This window comes from Ruegeria sp. BC2 (assembly GCF_056539245.1).
Genome location: NZ_JBQFUQ010000003.1, coordinates 88,397 through 108,854, shown reverse-complemented (window position 1 = coordinate 108,854; position 20,458 = coordinate 88,397). Strand labels below are relative to the sequence as shown.

Here is a 20,458-nt window from a genome sequence, read left to right as displayed (position 1 = left end):
GGTCCTGTGATTCCGTTTCCGACATGATGGTATACCATAAGACAGGATGTCAATCATACCTTGCTGAGGCAACGCGCGACCGATAGATTCCCGTCCATGACAACGCCAAGACTCACCAAAATCGATCATCCTCCGGCAACCCTGCGCGACATGGTGCAGGAGCGCATGCGCGAGGCCATCATCGAAGGTGTTTTCCAGCCCGGCGAACGGCTGGTGGAACGTCCGCTATGTGATCAGCTTGGTGTCAGCAGGACAGTCATCCGGGAAACGATCCGCTATCTCGAGGCCGAGGGGCTGGTCGAAATTCTGCCCGGGCGCGGGCCGATCGTGGCTTCGATCACACGGGACGAGGCACGGCAGATCTACGATATCCGCCGCATGCTGGAAACCGCGGCCGCCGAAAACTGCGCGCGCAATATCACATTAGACAGGGCCAGCAGCCTGCATGGGGCGCTGGAGCGGCTCAAGCAGGGATTCGTGGACAAGACGCCGGGCTCGATCTTCCGCGCCACTTCCGATTTCTACTCAGAAATTTTTGAGGGGGCAGGGCATCATGTGGCCTGGGATGTGGTGCAGCGCCTGAATGGTCGGATCAGCCGGTTGCGGATGATGACCTTGGCGGCAACAGAACGCGACCGCCCCGGGATCGAACATATGGAGGCCATCTGTTCTGCTATTCAGTCCGGCGACCCCTCCGCCGCGCGCCGAGCCGTCGAACGGCATCTGGACGATGCGGCGTCGGTTGCCGAAACCCTGTTCGATGCAGAAGAGGGCCTGGGTAATGCCGCACACAGCTAATTCATGCACCGGTCAGGGTTGGTCGCCCAGATACGTCGTCAAGGCCTGACGCGCTCCCTGATCCCAGGTCACCCTGAGCCAGCGGTCAAACGCGTCGCGAAACGCGCCGGATTGTGACAGGTCCTGATAGTATTGGGTCTGCTCAAGCCAGGTGGTCGGGTCGTCGCGGGCCGCGTTGGCCGAGGAGACAAGATCGGACCAGTTGGGATCGTTGGGTTCGATGATACTCCCATCCTCGCGAGTGCCGGCACACATGCGGGCCCACAGCGCCTCGACCAGGGCCAGCCCGTTGATCGGCGCACTGGCAGTCAACGCATCATAGACGGTGGGAAGCACAAATCCCACATGCCGGGATGATCCGTCAAAAGCAACGCGACGCGTGGTGTCGACGATGGCTGGATTGCGGAACCGCTCCTCGATCAAGGTTATGTAGTCCGCGACCGACTGATTGGGCACCGGACGCACGAAAGGCGCGATTTCTTCGACCAAAACCTTTCGGAAGAATGCTGAAACCAGTGGATCGGCCATGCAGTCTGCGATCGTATTCAGGCCCAGGATCTCGCCGACATTGGCCAGAACCTGGTGGCCCGCGTTCAGAATGCGCAGCTTCATGACCTCATAGTCATGAACGCGGTCGGTAAATGTGGCGCCGACCTTGTCCCAATCCGGGCGACCGGCGCAGAAGGCATCCTCGATCACCCATTGGCGGAAGCTTTCATGAGTGACGGGGGCGGCGTCGTCGATCCCCAGCGCGCGCACCAGCTCCAGTTCGGTCGGGCCGGTGGCGGGCACGATGCAATCGACCATCGAGTTGGGAAAGGTGCATTGCGTGGCGATCCAGTCGGCCAGATCCGGGTCCGATAGTCGCGCCAGCCCCACCACCGCCTGACGCAGAACCTGCCCGTTGCCGATCAGGTTGTCGCAGCTCAGCCCGGTCAGCGGACCAACGCCTGCATCGCGCCGCCGTCGCAGGCCCGCGACGATGGCACCGAAGGCGGTGCGCGGACGGTCGGGGTTGGCGGCATCGTGGCGGATGTCGGGGTGGTCGGTGTCCAGCCCTTTGGTCACAGGGTGCACGAAATAGCCGCCCTCGGTCACGGTCAGCGAGACGATGCGGATCGCCGGATCGGCCAGTTGCGCGATCAGCGGGCCGTTGTCCTCTTGCGGGGGCAGGTAATCGATCATCGCGCCCGTCACCTCGGCACGACGCTGGCCCTCGGTCAGTTCGACCAGCGTGGTCAGACAGTCCTGCGCCAGCAGCTTGCGCCGCATCTCGGCGTCATAGGCGCGCACGCCGGCGCCGATGATGGCCCAATCCTGCGCCGCGCCCTGTTGCATCAGCCGGTGCAGGTACCAAGCCTGATGCGCGCGATGAAAATTGCCCACCCCGATATGCACGATCCCCGGCGTCAGTGCCGCGCGATCGTATTCGGGCCGCAGCACGCCCTTGGGCAACGCGTCCAAATTGGCCTGACACAACCGGACCGGTCGGGTATCCGCGGGGCGCTCCACCATCAGCTCATCCAATTTCCACCATCCACGTTGTATGTCTGGGCCACGATGTAGTCGGCCTCGGACGAGGCCAGAAAGACCGCCATTCCGGTCAGGTCCTCGGCCCGGCCCATCCGGCCGAAGGGCACCGCTTCGCCCACTTCCTTCTTTTTCTGACCCGGCGCCTTGCCCTCGTATTTGGCAAAGAAGGCATCGACGCCGTCCCAGTGCTCGCCATCCACCACGCCGGGGGCGATGGCATTCACGTTGATCCCGTGTTTGATCAGGTTCAGCCCCGCCGATTGGGTCAGGCTGATCACCGCCGCCTTGCTGGCGCAATAGACCGCCACGAGCGGCTCGCCCCGGCGGCCGGCCTGGCTGGCCATGTTGATGATCTTGCCGCCGGTACCCTGCTCGATCATCTGGCGCGCGACTGCCTGCATCGTGAACAGGGTGCCGGCGACGTTGATGTCGAACACGCGCTGGTAATCCGCGCGGATGATTTCCACGATCGGGGCGGCGGTGAAGATCGCGGCGTTGTTGATCAGGATGTCGACCCCGCCCATCCGCGCCGCGGCGTCGGCCACGCCCGCCTCGATGCTGTCCTGCTGCGAGACATCCATTTCGACCGCAATCGCCTGCGGCCCGATCTCGCGCGCGGCCTTGCGCGCCTGCTGCACGTCGATGTCGGCCAGCGCTACCTGCGCGCCCTCGGCGGCATAGGCCTGGGCAAAGGCCAGCCCGATGCCCCGCGCCGCCCCGGTGATCAGGGCCCGTTTTCCAACCAGCCGGTTCATGCGATCCGCAGCCCCGCCGCGTCGAACCGGTGGATCTTGTCCTCCTCCGGCGTCAGATGGATCGTGTCGCCGTGACGCAGGCCGACCTCGCCGCCGGCGCGCACGGTCATCGGCTCGGCGAAGCCGTCCACATGGACGTGAAAGAACGTGTCCGAACCCAGATGTTCGGACACCCCGACCATACCTTTCCACAGGCCCTCGCTGGGCGAGGCGGCAATGTGCTCGGGGCGGACGCCGATCGTGTGGGCGCCATGTTTATCGGCCTCGGGGCCTTCGATGAAATTCATCTTGGGCGAGCCGATGAAGCCGGCCACGAACTTGTTGCGCGGCGCGCGGTACAGTTCGAGCGGCGAGCCCACCTGTTCGATCACGCCTGCCTGCAGGACCACGATCTTGTCGGCCATGGTCATGGCCTCGACCTGGTCATGGGTGACGTAGATCATCGTGGTTTCCAGCCGGTTGTGCAGCTCGGAGATCTCAAGCCGCATGCCCACGCGCAGCGCGGCGTCCAGGTTCGACAGCGGCTCGTCGAACAGGAAGGCCGCCGGTTCGCGCACGATGGCGCGGCCGATGGCGACCCGCTGGCGCTGGCCGCCCGACAGCTGGCCGGGGCGGCGGTCCAGATAGTCGGTCAGGTTCAGAACCTCGGCCGCCTGTTCGACGCGGCGGTCCTGCTCGGCCTTGTCCAGCCCGGCCATGCGCAGCGGAAAGGCGATGTTCTTGCGCACGGTCATGTGCGGATAAAGTGCGTAGGACTGGAACACCATGGCCAGGCCCCGCTTGGCCGGTGGCACCGCGGTGGCGTCCTGATCGTCGATCAGGATGCGGCCGCCGCTAACGTCCTCTAGCCCCGCGATCAGGCGCAGCAGGGTGGATTTCCCGCAGCCCGATGGGCCCACGAACACCACGAATTCGCCGTCGTTGATTTCCAGATCCAGCGGCGGAATGACTTCCACGTCGCCAAAGCTCTTGCTGACTTTCTCAAGTACGATGCGTCCCATGTGTCTTTCCTTACTTCACGGCGCCGAAGGTCAGGCCGCGGACCAGTTGTTTCTGACTGAACCACCCAAGGATCAGGATCGGGGCGATGGCCATTGTCGATGCCGCGCTGAGCTTGGCGAAGAACAGGCCCTCTGGGCTGGAATAGCTGGCGATGAACGCGGTCAGCGGGGCCGCGTCGACGGCGGTCAGGTTCAGGGTCCAGAACGCCTCGTTCCAGGCCAGGATGAAATTCAGCAGCACGGTCGAGGCGATGCCCGGCACCGCCATCGGCGTCAGGATGTATAGGATTTCCTCTTTCAGCGTGGCGCCGTCCATGCGCGCGGCTTCCAGGATGTCGCCGGGGATTTCACGGAAATAGGTGTACAGCATCCAGACGATGATCGGCAGGTTGATCAGCATCAGAACCACCACCAGCCCGGCGCGGCTGTCCAACAGGCCCAGTTGGATGAACAACAGGTAGATCGGGTACAACACCCCCACCGCCGGCAGCATCTTGGTGGACAGCATCCACAACAGGATATCCTTGGTGCGCGCCGAGGGCACGAAGGCCATGGCCCAGGCGGCCGGCACCGCTACGATCACGCCCAGAAGGGTGGACCCGCCCGCGATTATGATCGAGTTCCACAGATACCGCATGTAGTTCGACCGTTCCTGAACCACGGCATAGTTCTCCAGCGTCCAGTCGAAGTTCAGAAAGATCGGCGGGCTGGCGATGGCCTGGGCCTCGGTCTTGAAGCTGGTCAGGATCGTCCAGAGGATCGGGAAGAAGATCAGCAGGCCGACAGCCCAGGCAAAGGCGGTGTTGATCAGCTTGCGTGGTGTGGTGACGGTGCGGGCCATGTTTTCGTCCTCCTCACGCGTCCAGGTTTTTGCCGACGATGCGCATCAGGAAGATGGCGACGATGTTGGCAAGGATGATGGCATAGACCCCGCCGGCCGAGCCCAGCCCGACATTCTGGCTTTCCAGCACGCGCTGGTAGATCAGATAGGTCAGGGTGCGGGTGCCGAAGGCGCCGCCGGTGGTCACGAAGATCTCGGCGAAGATCGACAGCAGGAAGATCGTCTGGATCAGGATGACGATCGTGATCGCGCGGCTCAGATGCGGCAGGATGATGAAAAAGAAGCGTTTCAGCGGTGGCGCGCCATCCATTTCGGCGGCCTCCAGCTGTTCGCTGTCCAGCGACTGGATCGCGGTCAGCAGGATCAGCGTGGCAAAGGGCAGCCATTGCCAGGACACGATCATCACGATCGACGGCATCGACGCCTCGGACAGCCACGAGATCGGCTCGGCCCCGAAGAACCGCCACAGATGGGCGAACAGGCCGTTGACCGGGTCCATGAACATGTTCTTCCAGACCAGCGCCGAAACGGTGGGCATCACGAAGAACGGGGCGATCACCAGAATGCGCACGACGCCCTGGCCCCACATCGGCTGATCCAGCAGCAGCGCCAGCAGGATGCCCAACACCACGGTGATGGCCAGCACGCCGCCCACGATCACCAGCGTCGCCTGAACTGCGGGCCAGAAGGAACTCGAGGTCACGAACCGGACGTAGTTGTCGAACCCGACCCAACCCAGATCACCGCCGCGCAGCGGCAGGTATTTCTTGAAGGAAAAATACAGCGTCATCGTCAGCGGAACCAGCATCCAGCCCAGCAGCAGGACGACGGCGGGCGCCATCATCAGGCGTGCGACGGATCGGGAGTGTTGAGTTGCCATGACGCAAGACCTCTCTGTTCAGGCGACTTGTTGCCTGCGAGACTAACACGGGTTGTGGAAGGGGGAGAGCGGGGGACAGAAACCTGCCCACCCGCCGGGAGGAGGCCTCAGTACCCTGCGGCTTCCATTTCTTCGGCCGTGAAGGCCTGTGCCTTGGCCAGAGCTTCGTCAACCGACTGCTGTCCGGCATAAACCGCCGAGAATTCCTGGCTCACCTGGGTGGCGATGCCCGCGAATTCGGGGATGGCGACGAACTGGATCCCGGTATACGGCGTCGGCTTGACGCAGCAGTTTTCCGGATCGGCCGCAAGGATCGACTTCAGCGTCATCTGCGCGAAGGGGATGTCCTTGTAGTCGGGGTTCTCGTACAGCGAGGTGCGCGCACCCGGCGGAACGTTGGCCCAGCCCTCGTTCTCGGCGACCAGTTCGATGTATTCCTTCGAAGTGGCCCATTCGATGAACTGCTTGGCGGCGTCCTCTTTCTGGGTGCCGGCCGGAATGGCCAGGGCCCAGGCCCACAGCCAGTTGGCGCGCTTGTCAACGCCTTCCGAGTTCGGCGCCAGAGCAAATCCAACCTGATCGGCGACAGTCGAGTCGTTGGGGTTGGTCACGAAAGATGCCGCAACGGTGGCGTCGATCCACATGCCGCATTTGCCCTGCTGGAACAGCGACAGGTTCTCGTTGAAGCCGTTGGTGGCATACCCGGCGGGGCCGGATTCGTTCATCATGTCGACGAAGAAGGTCAGAGCCTCTTTCCACTCGGGCTGATCGAACTGGGGTTTCCAGTCTTCGTCGAACCAGCGCGCGCCGAACGAGTTGGCGGTCACGGTGATGAAGGCGCCGCCCTCACCCCAACCGGCCTTGCCGCGCAGGCAGATGCCGTTGATGTCGTTGTCGCGGTCCGTCATCGCAGCCGCCGCTTCGCGGATGAACTGCCAGGTCGGCGCCTCGGGCATCTCCAGACCGGCCTTCTCCATAAGGTCGGTGCGGTACATGATCATCGAGCTTTCGCCATAGAACGGCGCCGCATACAGCGTGCCATCATGGCTGAGGCCGCCGCGCATGGCGGGTAGGATGTCGTCCACGTCATATTCCGCGGACATTCCGTCCAGCGGCACAAGCCAGCCGTTCGCGCCCCAGATCGGCGTTTCGTACATGCCGATGGTCATGATGTCGAACTGGCCGCCCTTGGTCGAGATGTCGGTGGTCACACGCTGGCGCAATACGTTCTCTTCCAGAGTGACCCATTCCACCTCGTGGCCGGTCGCTTCGGTGAACTTGTCGGTGTATTTCTGCATTCGGATCATGTCGCCGTTGTTTACCGTGGCGATCGTGATCGTCTCTGCAGTTGCGGCGCCGGCGGTCAAAGCCGCTGCGCTTGCCGCCCATAGAACGGATTTCAGGTACATTCTTTCCTCCCTGGTGTCGAATTACCTGGAGGAAAGCATCACGAATTATTTGGCGCGCGTCAACTAAAATTTTACGCGCGTAAAAAAGGTGTCGAAAATCAGGCCGAACTCCGCAGTATCAGACGTGCGGGAAACAGGGTTTCGGTGCGGGCGCTCAGCCGCCCACCGGATTCGACCAGTTGCGTCAGCGTCTCGACGGAGCGATTCGATACTGCGGTGTAGTCATGCGCCGCGGTGGTCAGCGACGGGCAGGTGAACTTGGAAAACGGATGGTCGTCATGCGAGGCGACGCGCAGGTCGCAATCCTCGCCCAACCCGACCCGCAGGCCCTTTTCATAGCAGGACGACAGGAACCCGATGGCCAGCCGGTCATTGCTGCACAGGATGGTGCGAGAGGGCAGGCTGGGCTGTTCCAACAGTTTGAACGCGCCCTGACGGCCGATTTCCTCGAACCCCCAGCCGCGACCGTCGACCTTGATCACCTGCGGCTCAAAGCCCAGGCTCTCCATTTTTTTGATGTAAGCTATGCGGCGTTTGTTGGCGTTGGGGTTGGCGGGGTGCCGCATCTCGAAGAACGCGGGCGGCTCGCCGCTGCGGCACAGGTAATCGACGGTCTGTTCGATGAAGCTGGCATTGTCCGACCCGACAAAAGCCGCGCCCATGCCTTCGAGGTTGCTGTCGAACAGGATGGTGGGGATGTCCTTGCAGAATTTCTCGATGAACGACCGGTCGGAGTCGCGCCCCAGCGGCGCCAGCAGCACGCCCGCAGGTTTCAGCGCGCGCAGGCTGTCGAGGATCTCGGCCTCCTGCGCGGGGTCGCCATAGGCGCTGTAGAGCGTTGGGCGGAACCCGGCATCGATGCATTTTTCCTCGATGTTGCGGGCGATCTCGGCAAAGAACGGGTCGGCCAGATAGGGCACCACGATGCCGACATTCTTGGTCAGCTTGCGGTTCTGGTTCATGGCAAAGATGTTTGGGCGATAGTCGAACCGCTCCAGCGCCTGCTCGATCCGCTCGCGCGTCGACCGGCGCACGCTGTCGGGATCGTTGAAGTATTTCGAGACCGTCGGGCGCGAAATCCCGCTGACCGCCGCAAACTCCTCCATGTTCCGGATTTTTCTGGGTGCCATGCCTTGCCTCTGGCGCGGGGCCAGGCCCGCGCCGCTCTGAATTTGTCGATGTTTTACCTTTTCTTATCGCGCGACAAATTTCAACGGCAGAGTTCCGGGGCGGTCATTCCGGTCAGATCAGCATCTCGAGCCGGGCGTCGGGGAAGCGTTGCAGAACCGGCGCGATCCGGTCGGCGGGCAGCAGGCACAGCGCGGTCGAAAGCCCGTCGGCCAGCGCCGCGTCAGGGGCCGAGACAGAAACCGCCCGATGCCGGACCGGCTGACCCTGCGGGCCCAGAATGTGGCCATGACGCCCGGCCAGCTGTGTCGCATCAGGGGCCGAGGTTGCCACCGCCCGGTCGCGCAGTTCGATGCGCCGGGTCACGCCCTCGGGGCCGGCCAGGCCGACGCGCCAGCCCGACCCGTCGGCGCGGGTGCCGATGGCGGCGATCTCGCCCATGTCGACCAGCACATCGGTCAGCCCCTGCGCCCGCAACAGCGCTGCGATGCGGTCGGTCACGGCGCCCTGCGCGATCCCGTTCAGCGTCAGCGCCGAGCGGCCCGGTTGGGGCAGGCGAACCGCCTCGGCCGAGACCGAAACGCCCTGCCAGCCGACCAGCGCCCGGGCCTGCGCCGCTTCGGCATCCGTCGCGCCGGTCGCCAGCGCCATCCACAGCGGTTGAACGGTCGGGTCGAACGCACCGCCGGTCGCGTCGTGCAGGGCGGCGCTTTGGGCCAGCACCTGCAGCAGCTCCGGCGCCGGGGCGGGCAGGGTGCCGTCCCGGTTCAGGCGGCTCAGCTGCGAGTCCGGCCGGTACAGGCTGAAGATATTCTCCAGCCGGTTCAGTTCGGCCTCGAGCGCGGAGATGATCGGCGCGGCCTGCGCGTCGCTCAGCCCGACCAGTTGCAGGCTGGCGGGTGCCCCCAGCGCGGTGCCGCGCCAGCGGGCCACCGGTGCGGCGTGCGCCACGGTCGGCAAGGCGGCGCAGGCGGCCGAGATGGTCAGAAAACGGCGTCGGGACAGGCGGGTCATGCGGGTGTCTCCAGGGATTGGGTCAGATCGACGGGGCCAAGCGCCGCGTCGTCGGGAATGTCGGTCAAGGGCAGGGCGGTGCCGCCATAGGTTTCGATGAACCCCGCGGCGGCGTCCGGCGTTGCAAATGGCACGATCTCGGGCGCGCCCATGCCGCCGGCCACGCCGGCGCCCACCACGAAGGTGGCCTGATCGGCGGCGATCCAGTTCGATATGCCCGGCTCGTGCCAGCTGGGGGCCGCGCCCATGTCGCTGACATAGATCGCGGTGATCTCGGCATCCCGCTCGGGGCTTTTGAAATAGGCCACCATGTCGCGCACCTGGGCAAAGAACAGCGGCGCGGGATAGCCCTCCAGATGGATCTGCCCCTTGGGCCCGCCGTGTTCGGCCACGTTCATCTGGCAGAAATAGCTGAGCGCGGTTTCGGTCAGATCGACCGGATCCGGCGGGGCGGCGGCCTGTTCTTCCTTGCAGGCCGCCAGCGCGATCAGCGCGATCAGGGCAAGGCGTGTCATGGTTCGACCCTCCGGAAGGCCAACCGGGCCAGGGCAAAGCCCAGAACCGGCCAGATCAGCAGCGAGGCGGGCGCCGCCCAGGCGGGCAGGGCCTGCGCCGCGCCGGTCATGCCGGACGCAATGGCCACGCCCTCGGTTGCGGCGATGTTCCAAAGACGGAAAGCGTCGGCCGGGTTGGCCACCATCACCCAGGGAAAGACGGATTGGGTGAAGACGCCGCCTTTGTCCATGACGACGGCTCCCAACAGCCCAAGATCATAGAGGACGACGAAGACCAGCCAGAGCCCGGCCGACAGACCTGCCGCCGCCGTTGCGCCCCTCGCCAGGGCGGACAGCAGGTATCCCAGCGCCAGAAACACGGCGCCCAGCAGGATCGAGGTGACGATCAGCCGGCCAAGCGCGAACAGGCTGTCCGCGCCCGCGCCGCCGAACCACGCGGCGACCGCCCCGGCAGTGCCGAAACCGACGGTCATGGCGAAAGCCAGCGCCGCCAGGTGGGCGGTGAATTTGCCCAGCAGAATTTCTCCGCGCCCCGCCGGATAGGACAGCAGCAGCGACAGGCTGCCCCGGTCCACATCGCCGGCGATGGCGTCAAAGGAAATCATCAGCGCCAAGAGCGGCGCCAGATACACTGACAGCGTGGTCATCGAGGCAACCGACACCGTCAGCATGTCGACCCCCAGCGTGCCGGTGGGCGCGCTGCCGGCAAAGGTCAGGGCCAGCGCGAACAGAACCATGATCAGGGTGGCGACCAGCAGCCAGCGGTTGCGGCGCAGGATCAGCATTTCGGTGCGGGTGATAGCAAGAAAACGGGTCATTGCAGCGCCTCCTGAGCATAGTGGCGATAGAGGTCTTCCAGCTTGGGCGGGGTCATTTCCACGTCGGCCACCGCATCGCCCAGCCCGGCGATGCGGCGCAGCGCCTGCATCTTGTCGGCGGGCGAACACAGCAATTCGACCGAGGCGCCGTTGATCCGGTTGCCGCCCAGTTCGGCGGCCAGCGCGTCGGCATTGGCGCGCGCGCGGACCCGCAGCCGGATCGGCAGCCCGGCCAGCGCCGACAGTTTGGCCAGCGTGTCATTGGCCACCATCCGGCCCTCGCGCATGATGGCGATGCGGTCGGTGCGGGCCTCGACCTCGGTCAGGGCATGGCTGGCGATCAGCACCGCGGTGCCCTGCGCGGCCAACTCGTCGATGATGGCGTACAGGTCCTGGCGCGAGATCGGGTCCAACCCCGATGTCGGCTCGTCCAGCAGCGCCAGTTTCGGCTGGCCCAGCAGCACCTGTGCAAGGCCCAGCCGCTGCCGCATCCCCTTGGAATAGGCGCCGATCCGACGGTCCATCGCATCACCCAGCCCGACACGATCCAGCAGGGCGGGCACGTCGGCGCGGGTGCCTGACAGCTTGGCGAACAGGGTCAGCTGCTCGCGCCCGGTCAGGGCCGGGTGGAACGAGACCGCCTCGGGCAGATAGGCCGTATCGCGACGCGCCTGCGCGCTGCCGGGGGCGGCGGTGCCGATGCGGATCGTGCCGGCCTGGATGGGCGTCAGGCCCAGGATCGACTTGATCAGGGTGGATTTTCCGGCGCCGTTGTGGCCCAGCAGCGCCACGCGCTGTCCGGGCTCGAGCGTCAGGGAGATATCGCTCAGAACGCGGGTCTTGCCGCGATCCTTGCAGACCGTTTCGATGGTCAGGGCCTTATCCGTCATGAGGCACCTTTTTCATGGCTGGGGGTTGAGGGGCTTGCATCAAGGGGTGGCTGTCGATCACGCCGCCCGGCAGCAGCGCCGGAAAGGCCGATTGCGACCAGCGCACCAGCTGCACGGCAGGCGAGCCGAGCAGCAGCTTGGCTGCGGGTTGGGTCCACAGCACATGGTCCATGCTATCGTTGGGGCGATAGGGGGCGTCGGCGATGCCGTCGCCGTTCACGTCATAGGCGGCAAAATCGGACCAGTAGTTGCCGCGGCCGTCTTCGGACCACTCGACCCATTTGCTCGAGACGTATTTCACCTGTGTCCGGTTGCCGACAAAGGCGTTTCCGACGATCCGGTTGCGTTCGCTGCCGGCGGTGAAGTGGATCCCGATGCCGCAGCCTTCGAACCAGTTGTCGGTGAACTCGTTCTTGTTGGAATTGTACAGAAAGGTGCACTTCTCCTTGGCGCCTTTCACAACGTTACCCGAGATCACGCTGTCATTGGCATAGTTCAGCATGACCCCGTGTTCGCGGTCGCCGACCGAGACGTTGTTGATCACCTGCACGTTCGAGGTGAACATCACCGCATAGCCCAGATCGTTGCCGATCGAGACATTGTCGCTGACGATGGAATCGTCGGCATACATGTAGTGCACGGCAAAGCGCAGATCGCGGAAAGTGTTGCCGGTGAAGGTGTTCTTCTTTGACGAGTTCACGAAGATCCCGTCGCGGCCAAAGCTGATGTCATTGCCTTCGACCACCGCGCCGGGTGCGTTCCAGACATAGACCCCGTTGCCGCGGTCGTTCATCCGGCGGTCCTGCCGGCCCTCGATCCGGTTGCCGCGCACGATGCTGTCATCGGCGCCGTGGATGTCCACGCCGTACAAATTTCCCAGCAGCACGTTGTTTTCCACCACGGCGACGCGGGCCGTCTTGGTCAGTTGGATGCCGCTGTCGATCTCACCATGGTCCGATCCCGACCCGATCACGGTCAGGCCGCGCAGAGTGACGCCGGGCCCGGTCACGGTTATGACGCTGCCAGTGCCCTGGCCGTCGATGGTGGCCTGGCCCTGCCCGTCGATGGTGATGGGCCGGTCCAGAACCAGGCGTTCGGCATAAACGCCGGGGCTCAGGCGGAGGGTGTCTCCATCCGCCGCCTGCGCCAGTGTCTCGGTGATGGCCCCCGCCCGGTTGGGCACGTCCCAGTCCGCCGCCCAAAGCGGCGAGCCGAGCAGAAGCGGGATGAGCAGGGGCCAGCGCATGGGTCAGGCTCCCTGAGGTTCGACCAGCATCCGGCCGCGCATTTCCATGTGCAGCGCGTGGCAGAACCACTGGCAGTAGAACCAGTGCACGCCCGGACGGTCGGCGGTGAAGGTGATCGAGGCGGTAGCCTGCGGCGCGACCTCGAAGGCGATGCCGTAGTTGCCCAGGCAGAAGCCGTGGGTCACATCGTCCACGTCATCCAGGTTGGTGACGTAGATCGTGACCTCGTCGCCCTGTTTGACGGTGAACTTCTCGAGGCTGAAGGTCGGGGCCTGCGAGACCATGTAGACCCGTACCTTGTTGCCGTCGCGGATGGGCTCTTCGGCGCCTTCCTCCAGATCGACGCCATCGGCCTCGGCCTGTTTGCGCGCATCTTCCCAGGTCGGGTCGTTGCGGTCCCAGACGTTGACCGGGTTCACGATGTCGCGCCGCACAATGATCGAGTCATGCGGCTCGGCGAAGGTCGGGCCGTCATGAACAACCTTCATCTCGTCGGTCGAGATGTCGATCACCTGCTCGTTCTCGGGCTTGAGCGGACCGGTGTTCAGGAACCGGTCTTTCGAGAACTTGTTCATCGAGATCAGCCACTTGCCGTCGGCCTCTTTGGTTTCACCCATCGAGGTCGAGTTGTGGCCCGGCTGATAGTGCACGTCGACCTTCGAGATGATCGGGTCCACGTCCTCGCCATTGTAGGCGCGGATGGCCTTGTCGATGTTCCATTTGACGATCTGGCTGTCCAGGAACAGCGTGGTGAAGGCGTTGCCTTGACCGTCATAGGCGGTGTGAAGCGGGCCAAGGCCCAGCTGCGGCTCGCCCACGATGCACGAGCGCGGATCGGCGTCGCTTTCGAACAGGGCATCCAGCTTGGTCACGTCCATGATCGACACGGTCGGCGACAGCTTGCCGTTGATGCAGACGTGCTTGCCGTCGGGGGCGGTGTTGATGCCGTGCGGCGAGTTCGGGATCGGGATGTAGCGGGTGTATTTCTTGTTCGACCCCTTGCGCCCGTCCAGAACCTTGACGCCCTTGATCTCCTGATAGTCGCCCGCGGCGATGCCGGCCTCGATTTCCTTGAGGTTGAAGACGACGACGTGGTCCATCTCGCTCTCGGTCATCTCGGCCAGGTTCATGCCCATTTCCGAGTTGTACGAGGTCGAGAAGGCGTATTTGCCCTGATAGTCGCAATCGGTGTTGTCGAGGTTGCCCGACACCATCACCTGCCAGGCGATCTCCATCGTGTCACCGTCGATGGCGGTGAAGATGTTGACGTATTGCGACGGATCGTCCAGCACGCTGCCGTCGTTGATCAGCGGGGTTTCGTCCTCGCCATTGGCAAAGACATAGCCGGTGCGCGGGAATTTCTGCGGGCGCAGACCGTGGATCGCCTTGGCGTTGGGGATCTCGATGATCTTGTCGCATTTCATCACGTCGCAGCGTACGCGGGCCACGCGGGTGTTGGCCTTGTCGTTCATGAACAGGTAGCGGCCGTCATAGGTGCCATCGGTGAACGACATGTGCGGGTGGTGCAGGTCGCCGTTGTCATAGGTTTTCATGCCGCGCTTGGCCAAAAACTCCTTGGTTTCCGGCAGCAGGCCCTCGGTCAGGATCTTCAGCGACTCGTTGGTCTGGCCCCAACCGGTGGCTGAGCAGCGGTTGAACACCGGCACCCGCATCAGCTCGCGCATGGACGGGAAGCCCATGATGCGCAGCTCGCCGGTCTGGCCCGAGGACCAGAAGCCGTAATATTCGTCCAGCTCGCCGGGGGCCAGTTCGACCTTGGCGGCGGCGCTGGCCTGTTTGGCGGTCATCAGCGTGCTGCCGACGCCCAGCCCGGTTCCGGCCAGCACGGCCCCGGTGGCCGAGGCCCCCAGCAACCCGCGGCGGGTAATGTTCAGTTTGGTGTCATGATCCGACATGATCGTTCCTCCTTTTAGGAAACGGTTTGCGGTTTGGCGTTCGGATGGTTCGCCGGTGGTTGTCCGAGGGGGGTCTTGAGTTTGACCGACCCGGTCTTGGCCCGCCGTTTCAGCTGGCGGATGACGACGGGACATTTGCTCTCGGACTGGTAGAGCACCTGACAATGCAGGCAGGTGACGCACTCGTTCGGGTTGATCTCACCGGTGGGGTGGATGGCCTGAACGGGGCATTCGTTGGCGCAGGTCTGACAGGGGTTGCCGCAATCCTTGTAGCGGCGCAGCCAGTCGAACATGCGGATACGGGCGGGGATCGCCAGCGCCGCACCCAGCGGACACAGATAGCGGCAATAGAACCGTTCGATGAACAGACCGATCACCAGCAGACCCACCGCAAAGACTACGAAGGGCCAGTCGCGCATGAATTTCAGGATGATCGCGGTCTTGAACGGCTCGACCTCGGCGTATTTCTCGGCAAGCGGGATCGACACCATGCTCAGGCCGAACAGCGCCAGGAAGATCATGTACTTGATCGGCCACAGGCGCTCGTTCAGGCCCCAGGGCAGGGTCCATTGCGGCACTTTAAACGCGCGGGCGATCTTGTTGGTCAGCTCTTGCAGGGCGCCGAAGGGGCACAGCCAGCCGCAATAGGCCCCGCGTCCCCAGAACAGCAGCGCGGCGGCCACGGCGAACCATTGGATGAACACCAGCGGGTCCAGCAGGAAGGCATCCCAGGTGAAGCCGCTGCGCAGGCTGCCGGCCAGCGCCATGATGTTCACCACGCTCAGCTGCGCATTGGCGTACCAGCCGATGAAGAAAAGCGTCATCGTCAGGAACCCGATGCGGAACCAGTAGAAGACCCGCGCGTTCATCGTCGCGTGGAACTGGAAGAAGAATGTGATCGTCAGCACCAGCAGCATGGCGCCCAGCACGGCGATCTCGACCTGGCGGTCCTTCCAGATGCGCTGCCACAGGGCCGACTTGGCGGCGGCCTCGCCGGTGGCATCGTTCACCACCTTGGGCGCGGCCGCGACCGGCAACAGGTACTGTTCGGGCAGCTTGTAGCCCAGATCGAAGGTCAGGAAGGTCTTTTCCACCGCGCCGATGGCCCGCTGCACCAGCAGTTGCAGGCGGAATGGTTCGGTCGGGTCGAACTCGGCATCGGCAGGGATCTTGAAGATGTCCAGCTCGGTAAAGCTGGGCGCATCCTCGGCGGCCACCGTGCCCAGGCGGCGATGCTGACGGTCGAAGAACCGCACCGAATTGTCGCCCTGGATTAGCTGGATCCGGTCGAAGATCCCGCCGCGCACATAGCCCGAGCCCTTGAAGCTGTACTTGCCGCGACCCAGCACCAGGATGGCGTGTTCGCCCTCGTCCAGCCAATTGGCCAGGTTCTTGTACTCGGCCTCGCCCAGCAGCGACTTGCCGATCGAAGGCACCGAGACCAGCGCCACATGCATGTCGATGAAGGTGTCCTCGGGGTTGCCCTTCTCGGGGCGCTCGATCGCGCGCTGGTCGCCGGTGGCCTCGAAGGCGGCATTCACCTGACCCACGTCCAGCGTCAGCCGCCGGATCGAGCCGTCGCCCGAGAGCGTGGCCCAGTCATGGGTGTCGGCGTTGGCCATGTCGACTTCGCGCTTGGGTCCGTCCGCCTGAACCTCGGACAGCCCACCCAGACCCATGGCACGGGCCACCTTGATCCCGGCGCGCACGACGCTGTCGTCGATGACCATCACCGTCACCGTCGCACCCGAGATGATGTCCAGATCATGCCCCTCGCCGCCGGTCTCGACCTCGCGCTTGAGGTCCAGCCCGGCATAGCCTTCGGTCAGCTCGACCATGCGCGCGTTGGGAATGCCGATCAGAACGATGGGTTCGGAATGTTTGACCAGCTTGACGCCGGTCAGCACCGCATCACCGTCGATGGCGGCGACGACGTGAATGGGCTTGCCGGAATAGCCGGTGGTGCCCACGAAATCGGATGTGATAAAGGCCCAAGCGACTGTTTCGCCACCCTTCAGCACCGGGGCGACCGGCACGTCGTCGCGGACCGGGCCAATGGCATCGGCACCGGGCGCCAGTTCGGCGGGTTCGATCTCGGGCAGGAAGCTGGCCAGACTGTCGGCCCGCGCGTCAAACGCCAGCAGGCAGGACAGGACAAGGGCCACAAGGAAATGGGCTGCGCGGGTCACGACCACGGCGCACCTCCTTCGGTTCGGGTTGACGCCATGGGCGCGCGCGGCGCGCGTTCGGTTCTGATTTCGGGCGCGGCCGGGGGGCCGCGAGTTTCGGGCCACAGCCGTTCGGAGTTGTACAGATCCAACAGATCAGTGAACGCACACCGTGGGATTTGTACAAACCCGGGCTGCTGCAGCTGCGGCAGGTCCGGGACCGGCGCCGCAGCCGTAATTGCGCACAGGGCGCAATCGGCACATTTCGGGCAGGGCGCGGTCGGGTCGCCGGTGTCGTCTTCCAGGTCCACCTGGACCCAGACCGCTCCTGCCTCCGAGCAGATCTCCATCCAGGTGCCCTGGCCGGGACTCGCCAGCGCTGGCCCAAGCACCTGCAACATCAAAAGAAAAATGCCCGCCAGCCCGGCTGCCACGCGTGTCGCGCGGACAGGGAGGCTGTGGTTTTGGCGGGCGGCGGGCATGGAGACTCCGACTCGGATTTGATGTTGCCCGAGTCGTAAGGGATCGCGGATACCGGCTACTTGACTTCGGTTAGGCGCCGCGAAATTCCGGCCTTGCTCAGCCCTCGGCCTCATCCATCAGCCGCCGCACCCAGCGCCCCGCCAGCCAGCTGGCCGGAACCCCAAGGGGCACACACCAGATCAGCGCGGCCACCGGTGTCACGGCGCCGAACCCCAGCGCATGGGCGATCAACCCGGCCAGAAACAGGTTGATGGCGACGGTCAGCGCCGTCGCCGGATACAACAGAATGGCAAGTTTCCAGACCGGCCAGCGCCCGTCAGTGGCTGGTGCCTTCCGAGAAGGTGATCTTGTTCCAGACATTGTATTTCCCCGAAGGTTTGCGCATCGGCAGGCGTTTGATTTCCTCGAGCGTCTGCGCGTCATAGACGATCACCGCGCCGTCATCCTCCCAGATCGACACCAGCGCATGGGCGCCTTCGCGCGTGAATTCCACATGCGCCACGGTCTTGCCCGGCGCAGGCCGCAGGGTTTTGACGATCTCGAGGCTCTGCTTGTCGATCACATGCATCGCGTCCTTGTTGGGGCCGAAGAACACGTCGGCCCAGACATAGGGCGAGTTCTCGTGGCTGCGCATGAAAAAGCCTGGGCCTTCGGTCTCGATCCGCCTGATCGTTTCCCAGGTGCCCATGTCGATGACCGAGATGGTGCCTTCGGTCAGGTGCGGCGTCGCCATCACCGTGGTGCCGTTCCGTTCCCAGGTGATGCCCGAGCCCAGATGCGGCATGCCGGGCAGGTCCAGATCCGCCACTTTCTGCCCGATAACAAGGTCGATCACCTGACCGCCCTTGCCATCGCGCGACGCGCCCATGACGTATTCATAGCTCTGGTCGAAAAAGAAATCGTCCAGATAGTCGGGCGTGGTGATCTTGCGGACGGGGAAGGGGTCGGGGTTCTTGAACTGCCCCTCGATCCGGAAATCATGGCCCAGCCCGAATTGCGGCGGGTTGTCGCCATAGAACACTTCCCAGATCTCGGGCACGTCCTTGAGCGCCAGCACGAAGCTTTCGCGCGGCGGGGCCTGGTACACGGCCGAGACCCGGCTGGGCTTTCCCTTCTTGCCCTTGACCTCGACCACCCTGGCCACCGACAGATCCTCGGTCGACAGCAGGGTCAGGCTGTTGGGCAGATAGTTCGCAACGGCCAGCCACTTGCCGTCGCCCGACATGGCGATGTTGCGGCTGTTCAGGCCGGCGCGGATGCGGCCCACCTGTTTCAACGCCCAGATGTCGTATTTCTGCACCCAGCCATCGCGCGACATGATGAATACATAGCGCCCGTCGGGGCTGAACTTGGGGCCGCCATGCACGGCAAAGGGGGTCTCGAACCGGTCCAGAACCTCGAAGGTGTCGCCGTCCAGAACGCTGACATGGTGATCGCCGGTTTCCACCACCAGCGTGATGTTCATCGGGTCGCTGTCCCAAACCGGCGCATCGACCGGTGCGTAATCGGCATCCAGAGTACGGCTGGCCATGATCTGTTCGGCATCCCATTCGGGGTCCACCTCCAGCGGAGATTTCAGCCAGCCCGCCAGTTCCTCGATCTGCAGCGCGTCGAGTTCGTGTGCGAAGGCGGGCATTTGGGTGGCCGGACGCCCCTCGGCGATGACGGCGGCTACGCGGGGGCCGCGCATGCGTTTGAGCGTTTCGGGGATCAGCGCCGGGCCGACGCCGCCCAGCCGCGCCTCGCCATGGCAGCTGGCGCAATGTTCGGCGTAATCTGATTGAGCATCCGCCCAAGCCGTTCCAGCTAGCAACACCGAGCACAAAGTACCGAATTTAAGTGCCTTAAAAGAACTGATGCGCCGGATCATGGCTTTTCCCCCGGAAAGGCGTGACCTGCAGGCGCTCGCCCGCGCCGTCCACGCCGATTTCGTCATTGGTCAGGTAGCAGGCCGGGTCTTCGGCCCACGGATCGCCGGTCAGTTGCAGGGCCCGGATGCGGGTATTGCCGCCGCAGACATCCTGCAACCGGCAGGTGCCGCACCGCCCCTTCAACGGGCGCGGCCGCGTGCGCAGCAGGGCCAGCATCGGGTCATCGCCGGACCACAGCTCGGAGAACGGAGTGAGCTTGACGTTGCCGACCGTGTAGTCCGACCAGTAGGTATCGGGATGGACGCGGCCCAGATTGTCGATATTGGCCACGCCCAGACCGCTGGAATTGCCGCCCCAATGGGCCAGATGTTCGCGCACATGCGCGACGGTATCGGCGTCGAACCGGGCGGCGGCCCAGTTCAGGAAATACCCGGCATCCGCGTCGTTGTTGCCGGTCACGATGTCCAACGGGCGTCCGCCCGAGGCGGCCTCCCATGCGCGGTTCAGCAACAGGTCGAGCCCCTGCCGGGTGCGCTGATGTTCCGCGTCCTCGCCCCGGTTCTTGTCGCCGCGGCCGGCATAGACCAGATGCGAGAGATAGAACTTGTCCACCCCCTCGTCGTCGCACAGTTTCAGCAGGTCGGGCAGGTGGTGCTGGGTGCCTTCGGTCAGGCAGAACCGCAGACCCACCTTGATGCCACGCTTTTTGCATTCGCGCACGCCGCGCAGGGCGTCATCAAAGGCGCCCTCGACCCCGCGGAACCAGTCATTCGTCGCCCCGATTCCGTCAAGCGAGATGCCGACATAATTGAAGCCCACGTCGGCGATCATGTCGGCCGTTTCGTCGTGGACCCGCGTGCCGTTGGTTGACAGCGCCAACATCGGCACCAGCTGACGCGCCCGCCGGGCGATGTCGAAAAAATCGAACCGGTCCAAAGGCTCCCCGCCCGAGAGGATCAGGGCCGGGACGCGAAACTGGCCCAGATCCTCAAGGGTGACCATGGCTTGCTCGTGGCTGAGTTCGCCCGGGAAGGCCACATCCGCAGACACGGTGTAGCAATGGCGGCATTTCAGGTTGCAGCGCCGGGTCAGGTTCCAGATCACCACCGGTTTTACCGGTCCGGGGCGGCGTTTGCGCACCGGCGTCGGGTTGACCAGCTGCTGCATGTATTCGGTCAGGCGGAACATCGG

The 20,458-nt window shown here is 64.3% G+C and carries 19 protein-coding genes; 1 reads left to right on the top strand and 18 read right to left on the bottom strand.

Annotated elements, in window-relative coordinates:
* Nucleotides 1-96 precede the first annotated feature (96 nt).
* Nucleotides 97-798 carry a GntR family transcriptional regulator gene (locus tag ACR0CU_RS13790; RefSeq protein ID WP_480643257.1) on the top strand — a complete coding sequence of 234 codons (702 nt, stop codon included), beginning with the start codon at nucleotides 97-99 and terminating at the stop codon, nucleotides 796-798.
* Between the two features lie 12 nt (nucleotides 799-810).
* Here ACR0CU_RS13790 and ACR0CU_RS13785 read toward each other — a convergent pair whose 3' ends face one another.
* The 18 genes from ACR0CU_RS13785 to nirJ all read right to left on the bottom strand — a co-directional run bounded on the left by ACR0CU_RS13785 (nucleotide 811) and on the right by nirJ (nucleotide 20,455).
* Entirely contained in the window at nucleotides 811-2,313 is a 1,503-nt protein-coding gene (locus tag ACR0CU_RS13785; RefSeq protein WP_480643255.1) for a mannitol dehydrogenase family protein, read from the bottom strand.
* A complete protein-coding gene (locus tag ACR0CU_RS13780; protein ID WP_170367441.1) occupies nucleotides 2,313-3,086 on the bottom strand; it encodes an L-iditol 2-dehydrogenase in 774 nt (257 codons plus the stop codon). Before ACR0CU_RS13780 ends, ACR0CU_RS13785 begins: the two co-directional genes overlap by 1 nt.
* Nucleotides 3,083-4,087 (bottom strand): ABC transporter ATP-binding protein, encoded by a 1,005-nt coding sequence (locus ACR0CU_RS13775; RefSeq protein ID WP_170367440.1) that lies wholly within the window; start codon nucleotides 4,085-4,087, stop codon nucleotides 3,083-3,085. Before ACR0CU_RS13775 ends, ACR0CU_RS13780 begins: the two co-directional genes overlap by 4 nt.
* Before the next feature lie 10 nt (nucleotides 4,088-4,097).
* Nucleotides 4,098-4,928 carry a carbohydrate ABC transporter permease gene (locus tag ACR0CU_RS13770; protein WP_170341115.1) on the bottom strand — a complete coding sequence of 277 codons (831 nt, stop codon included), beginning with the start codon at nucleotides 4,926-4,928 and terminating at the stop codon, nucleotides 4,098-4,100.
* A 13-nt stretch (nucleotides 4,929-4,941) separates the two neighbouring features.
* The gene (locus ACR0CU_RS13765) at nucleotides 4,942-5,808 is read right to left on the bottom strand and encodes a carbohydrate ABC transporter permease (protein ID WP_149775359.1); all 867 of its coding nucleotides are present in this window, start codon (nucleotides 5,806-5,808) and stop codon (nucleotides 4,942-4,944) included.
* Between the two features lie 107 nt (nucleotides 5,809-5,915).
* Nucleotides 5,916-7,217 (bottom strand): ABC transporter substrate-binding protein, encoded by a 1,302-nt coding sequence (locus ACR0CU_RS13760; RefSeq protein WP_170391593.1) that lies wholly within the window; start codon nucleotides 7,215-7,217, stop codon nucleotides 5,916-5,918.
* Nucleotides 7,218-7,315: 98 nt separating this feature from the next.
* Entirely contained in the window at nucleotides 7,316-8,347 is a 1,032-nt protein-coding gene (locus ACR0CU_RS13755; protein ID WP_170447909.1) for a LacI family DNA-binding transcriptional regulator, read from the bottom strand.
* A gap of 112 nt (nucleotides 8,348-8,459) precedes the next feature.
* Nucleotides 8,460-9,359 carry an FAD:protein FMN transferase gene (locus ACR0CU_RS13750; protein WP_170447907.1) on the bottom strand — a complete coding sequence of 300 codons (900 nt, stop codon included), beginning with the start codon at nucleotides 9,357-9,359 and terminating at the stop codon, nucleotides 8,460-8,462.
* Entirely contained in the window at nucleotides 9,356-9,874 is a 519-nt protein-coding gene (locus ACR0CU_RS13745) for a nitrous oxide reductase accessory protein NosL (protein WP_170447905.1), read from the bottom strand. Before ACR0CU_RS13745 ends, ACR0CU_RS13750 begins: the two co-directional genes overlap by 4 nt.
* The gene (locus ACR0CU_RS13740) at nucleotides 9,871-10,692 is read right to left on the bottom strand and encodes an ABC transporter permease (protein WP_170341124.1); all 822 of its coding nucleotides are present in this window, start codon (nucleotides 10,690-10,692) and stop codon (nucleotides 9,871-9,873) included. Before ACR0CU_RS13740 ends, ACR0CU_RS13745 begins: the two co-directional genes overlap by 4 nt.
* The gene (locus ACR0CU_RS13735; RefSeq protein WP_170447903.1) at nucleotides 10,689-11,582 is read right to left on the bottom strand and encodes an ABC transporter ATP-binding protein; all 894 of its coding nucleotides are present in this window, start codon (nucleotides 11,580-11,582) and stop codon (nucleotides 10,689-10,691) included. The genes ACR0CU_RS13740 and ACR0CU_RS13735 overlap by 4 nt, the downstream gene beginning before the upstream one ends.
* Nucleotides 11,572-12,828, bottom strand: coding sequence for a nitrous oxide reductase family maturation protein NosD (locus ACR0CU_RS13730; RefSeq protein WP_170447901.1), 1,257 nt, complete (start codon nucleotides 12,826-12,828; stop codon nucleotides 11,572-11,574). Before ACR0CU_RS13730 ends, ACR0CU_RS13735 begins: the two co-directional genes overlap by 11 nt.
* Nucleotides 12,829-12,831: 3 nt before the next feature.
* Nucleotides 12,832-14,745, bottom strand: a complete 1,914-nt coding sequence (nosZ, locus tag ACR0CU_RS13725) for a TAT-dependent nitrous-oxide reductase (protein ID WP_170447899.1) — start codon at nucleotides 14,743-14,745, stop codon at nucleotides 12,832-12,834.
* A gap of 14 nt (nucleotides 14,746-14,759) precedes the next feature.
* Entirely contained in the window at nucleotides 14,760-16,940 is a 2,181-nt protein-coding gene (locus ACR0CU_RS13720) for a 4Fe-4S binding protein (protein WP_170447897.1), read from the bottom strand.
* Entirely contained in the window at nucleotides 16,931-17,395 is a 465-nt protein-coding gene (locus tag ACR0CU_RS13715; protein WP_254437600.1) for a DUF2946 family protein, read from the bottom strand. Before ACR0CU_RS13715 ends, ACR0CU_RS13720 begins: the two co-directional genes overlap by 10 nt.
* A 97-nt stretch (nucleotides 17,396-17,492) precedes the next feature.
* The gene (locus ACR0CU_RS13710; protein WP_170421601.1) at nucleotides 17,493-17,756 is read right to left on the bottom strand and encodes a hypothetical protein; all 264 of its coding nucleotides are present in this window, start codon (nucleotides 17,754-17,756) and stop codon (nucleotides 17,493-17,495) included.
* Nucleotides 17,713-19,266, bottom strand: a complete 1,554-nt coding sequence (locus ACR0CU_RS13705) for a nitrite reductase (protein WP_170439459.1) — start codon at nucleotides 19,264-19,266, stop codon at nucleotides 17,713-17,715. The genes ACR0CU_RS13710 and ACR0CU_RS13705 overlap by 44 nt, the downstream gene beginning before the upstream one ends.
* Complete coding sequence (gene nirJ, locus ACR0CU_RS13700) at nucleotides 19,241-20,455, bottom strand: heme d1 biosynthesis radical SAM protein NirJ (protein WP_170447895.1); 1,215 nt, start codon at nucleotides 20,453-20,455, stop codon at nucleotides 19,241-19,243. Before nirJ ends, ACR0CU_RS13705 begins: the two co-directional genes overlap by 26 nt.
* Between the last annotated feature and the right edge of the window lie 3 nt (nucleotides 20,456-20,458).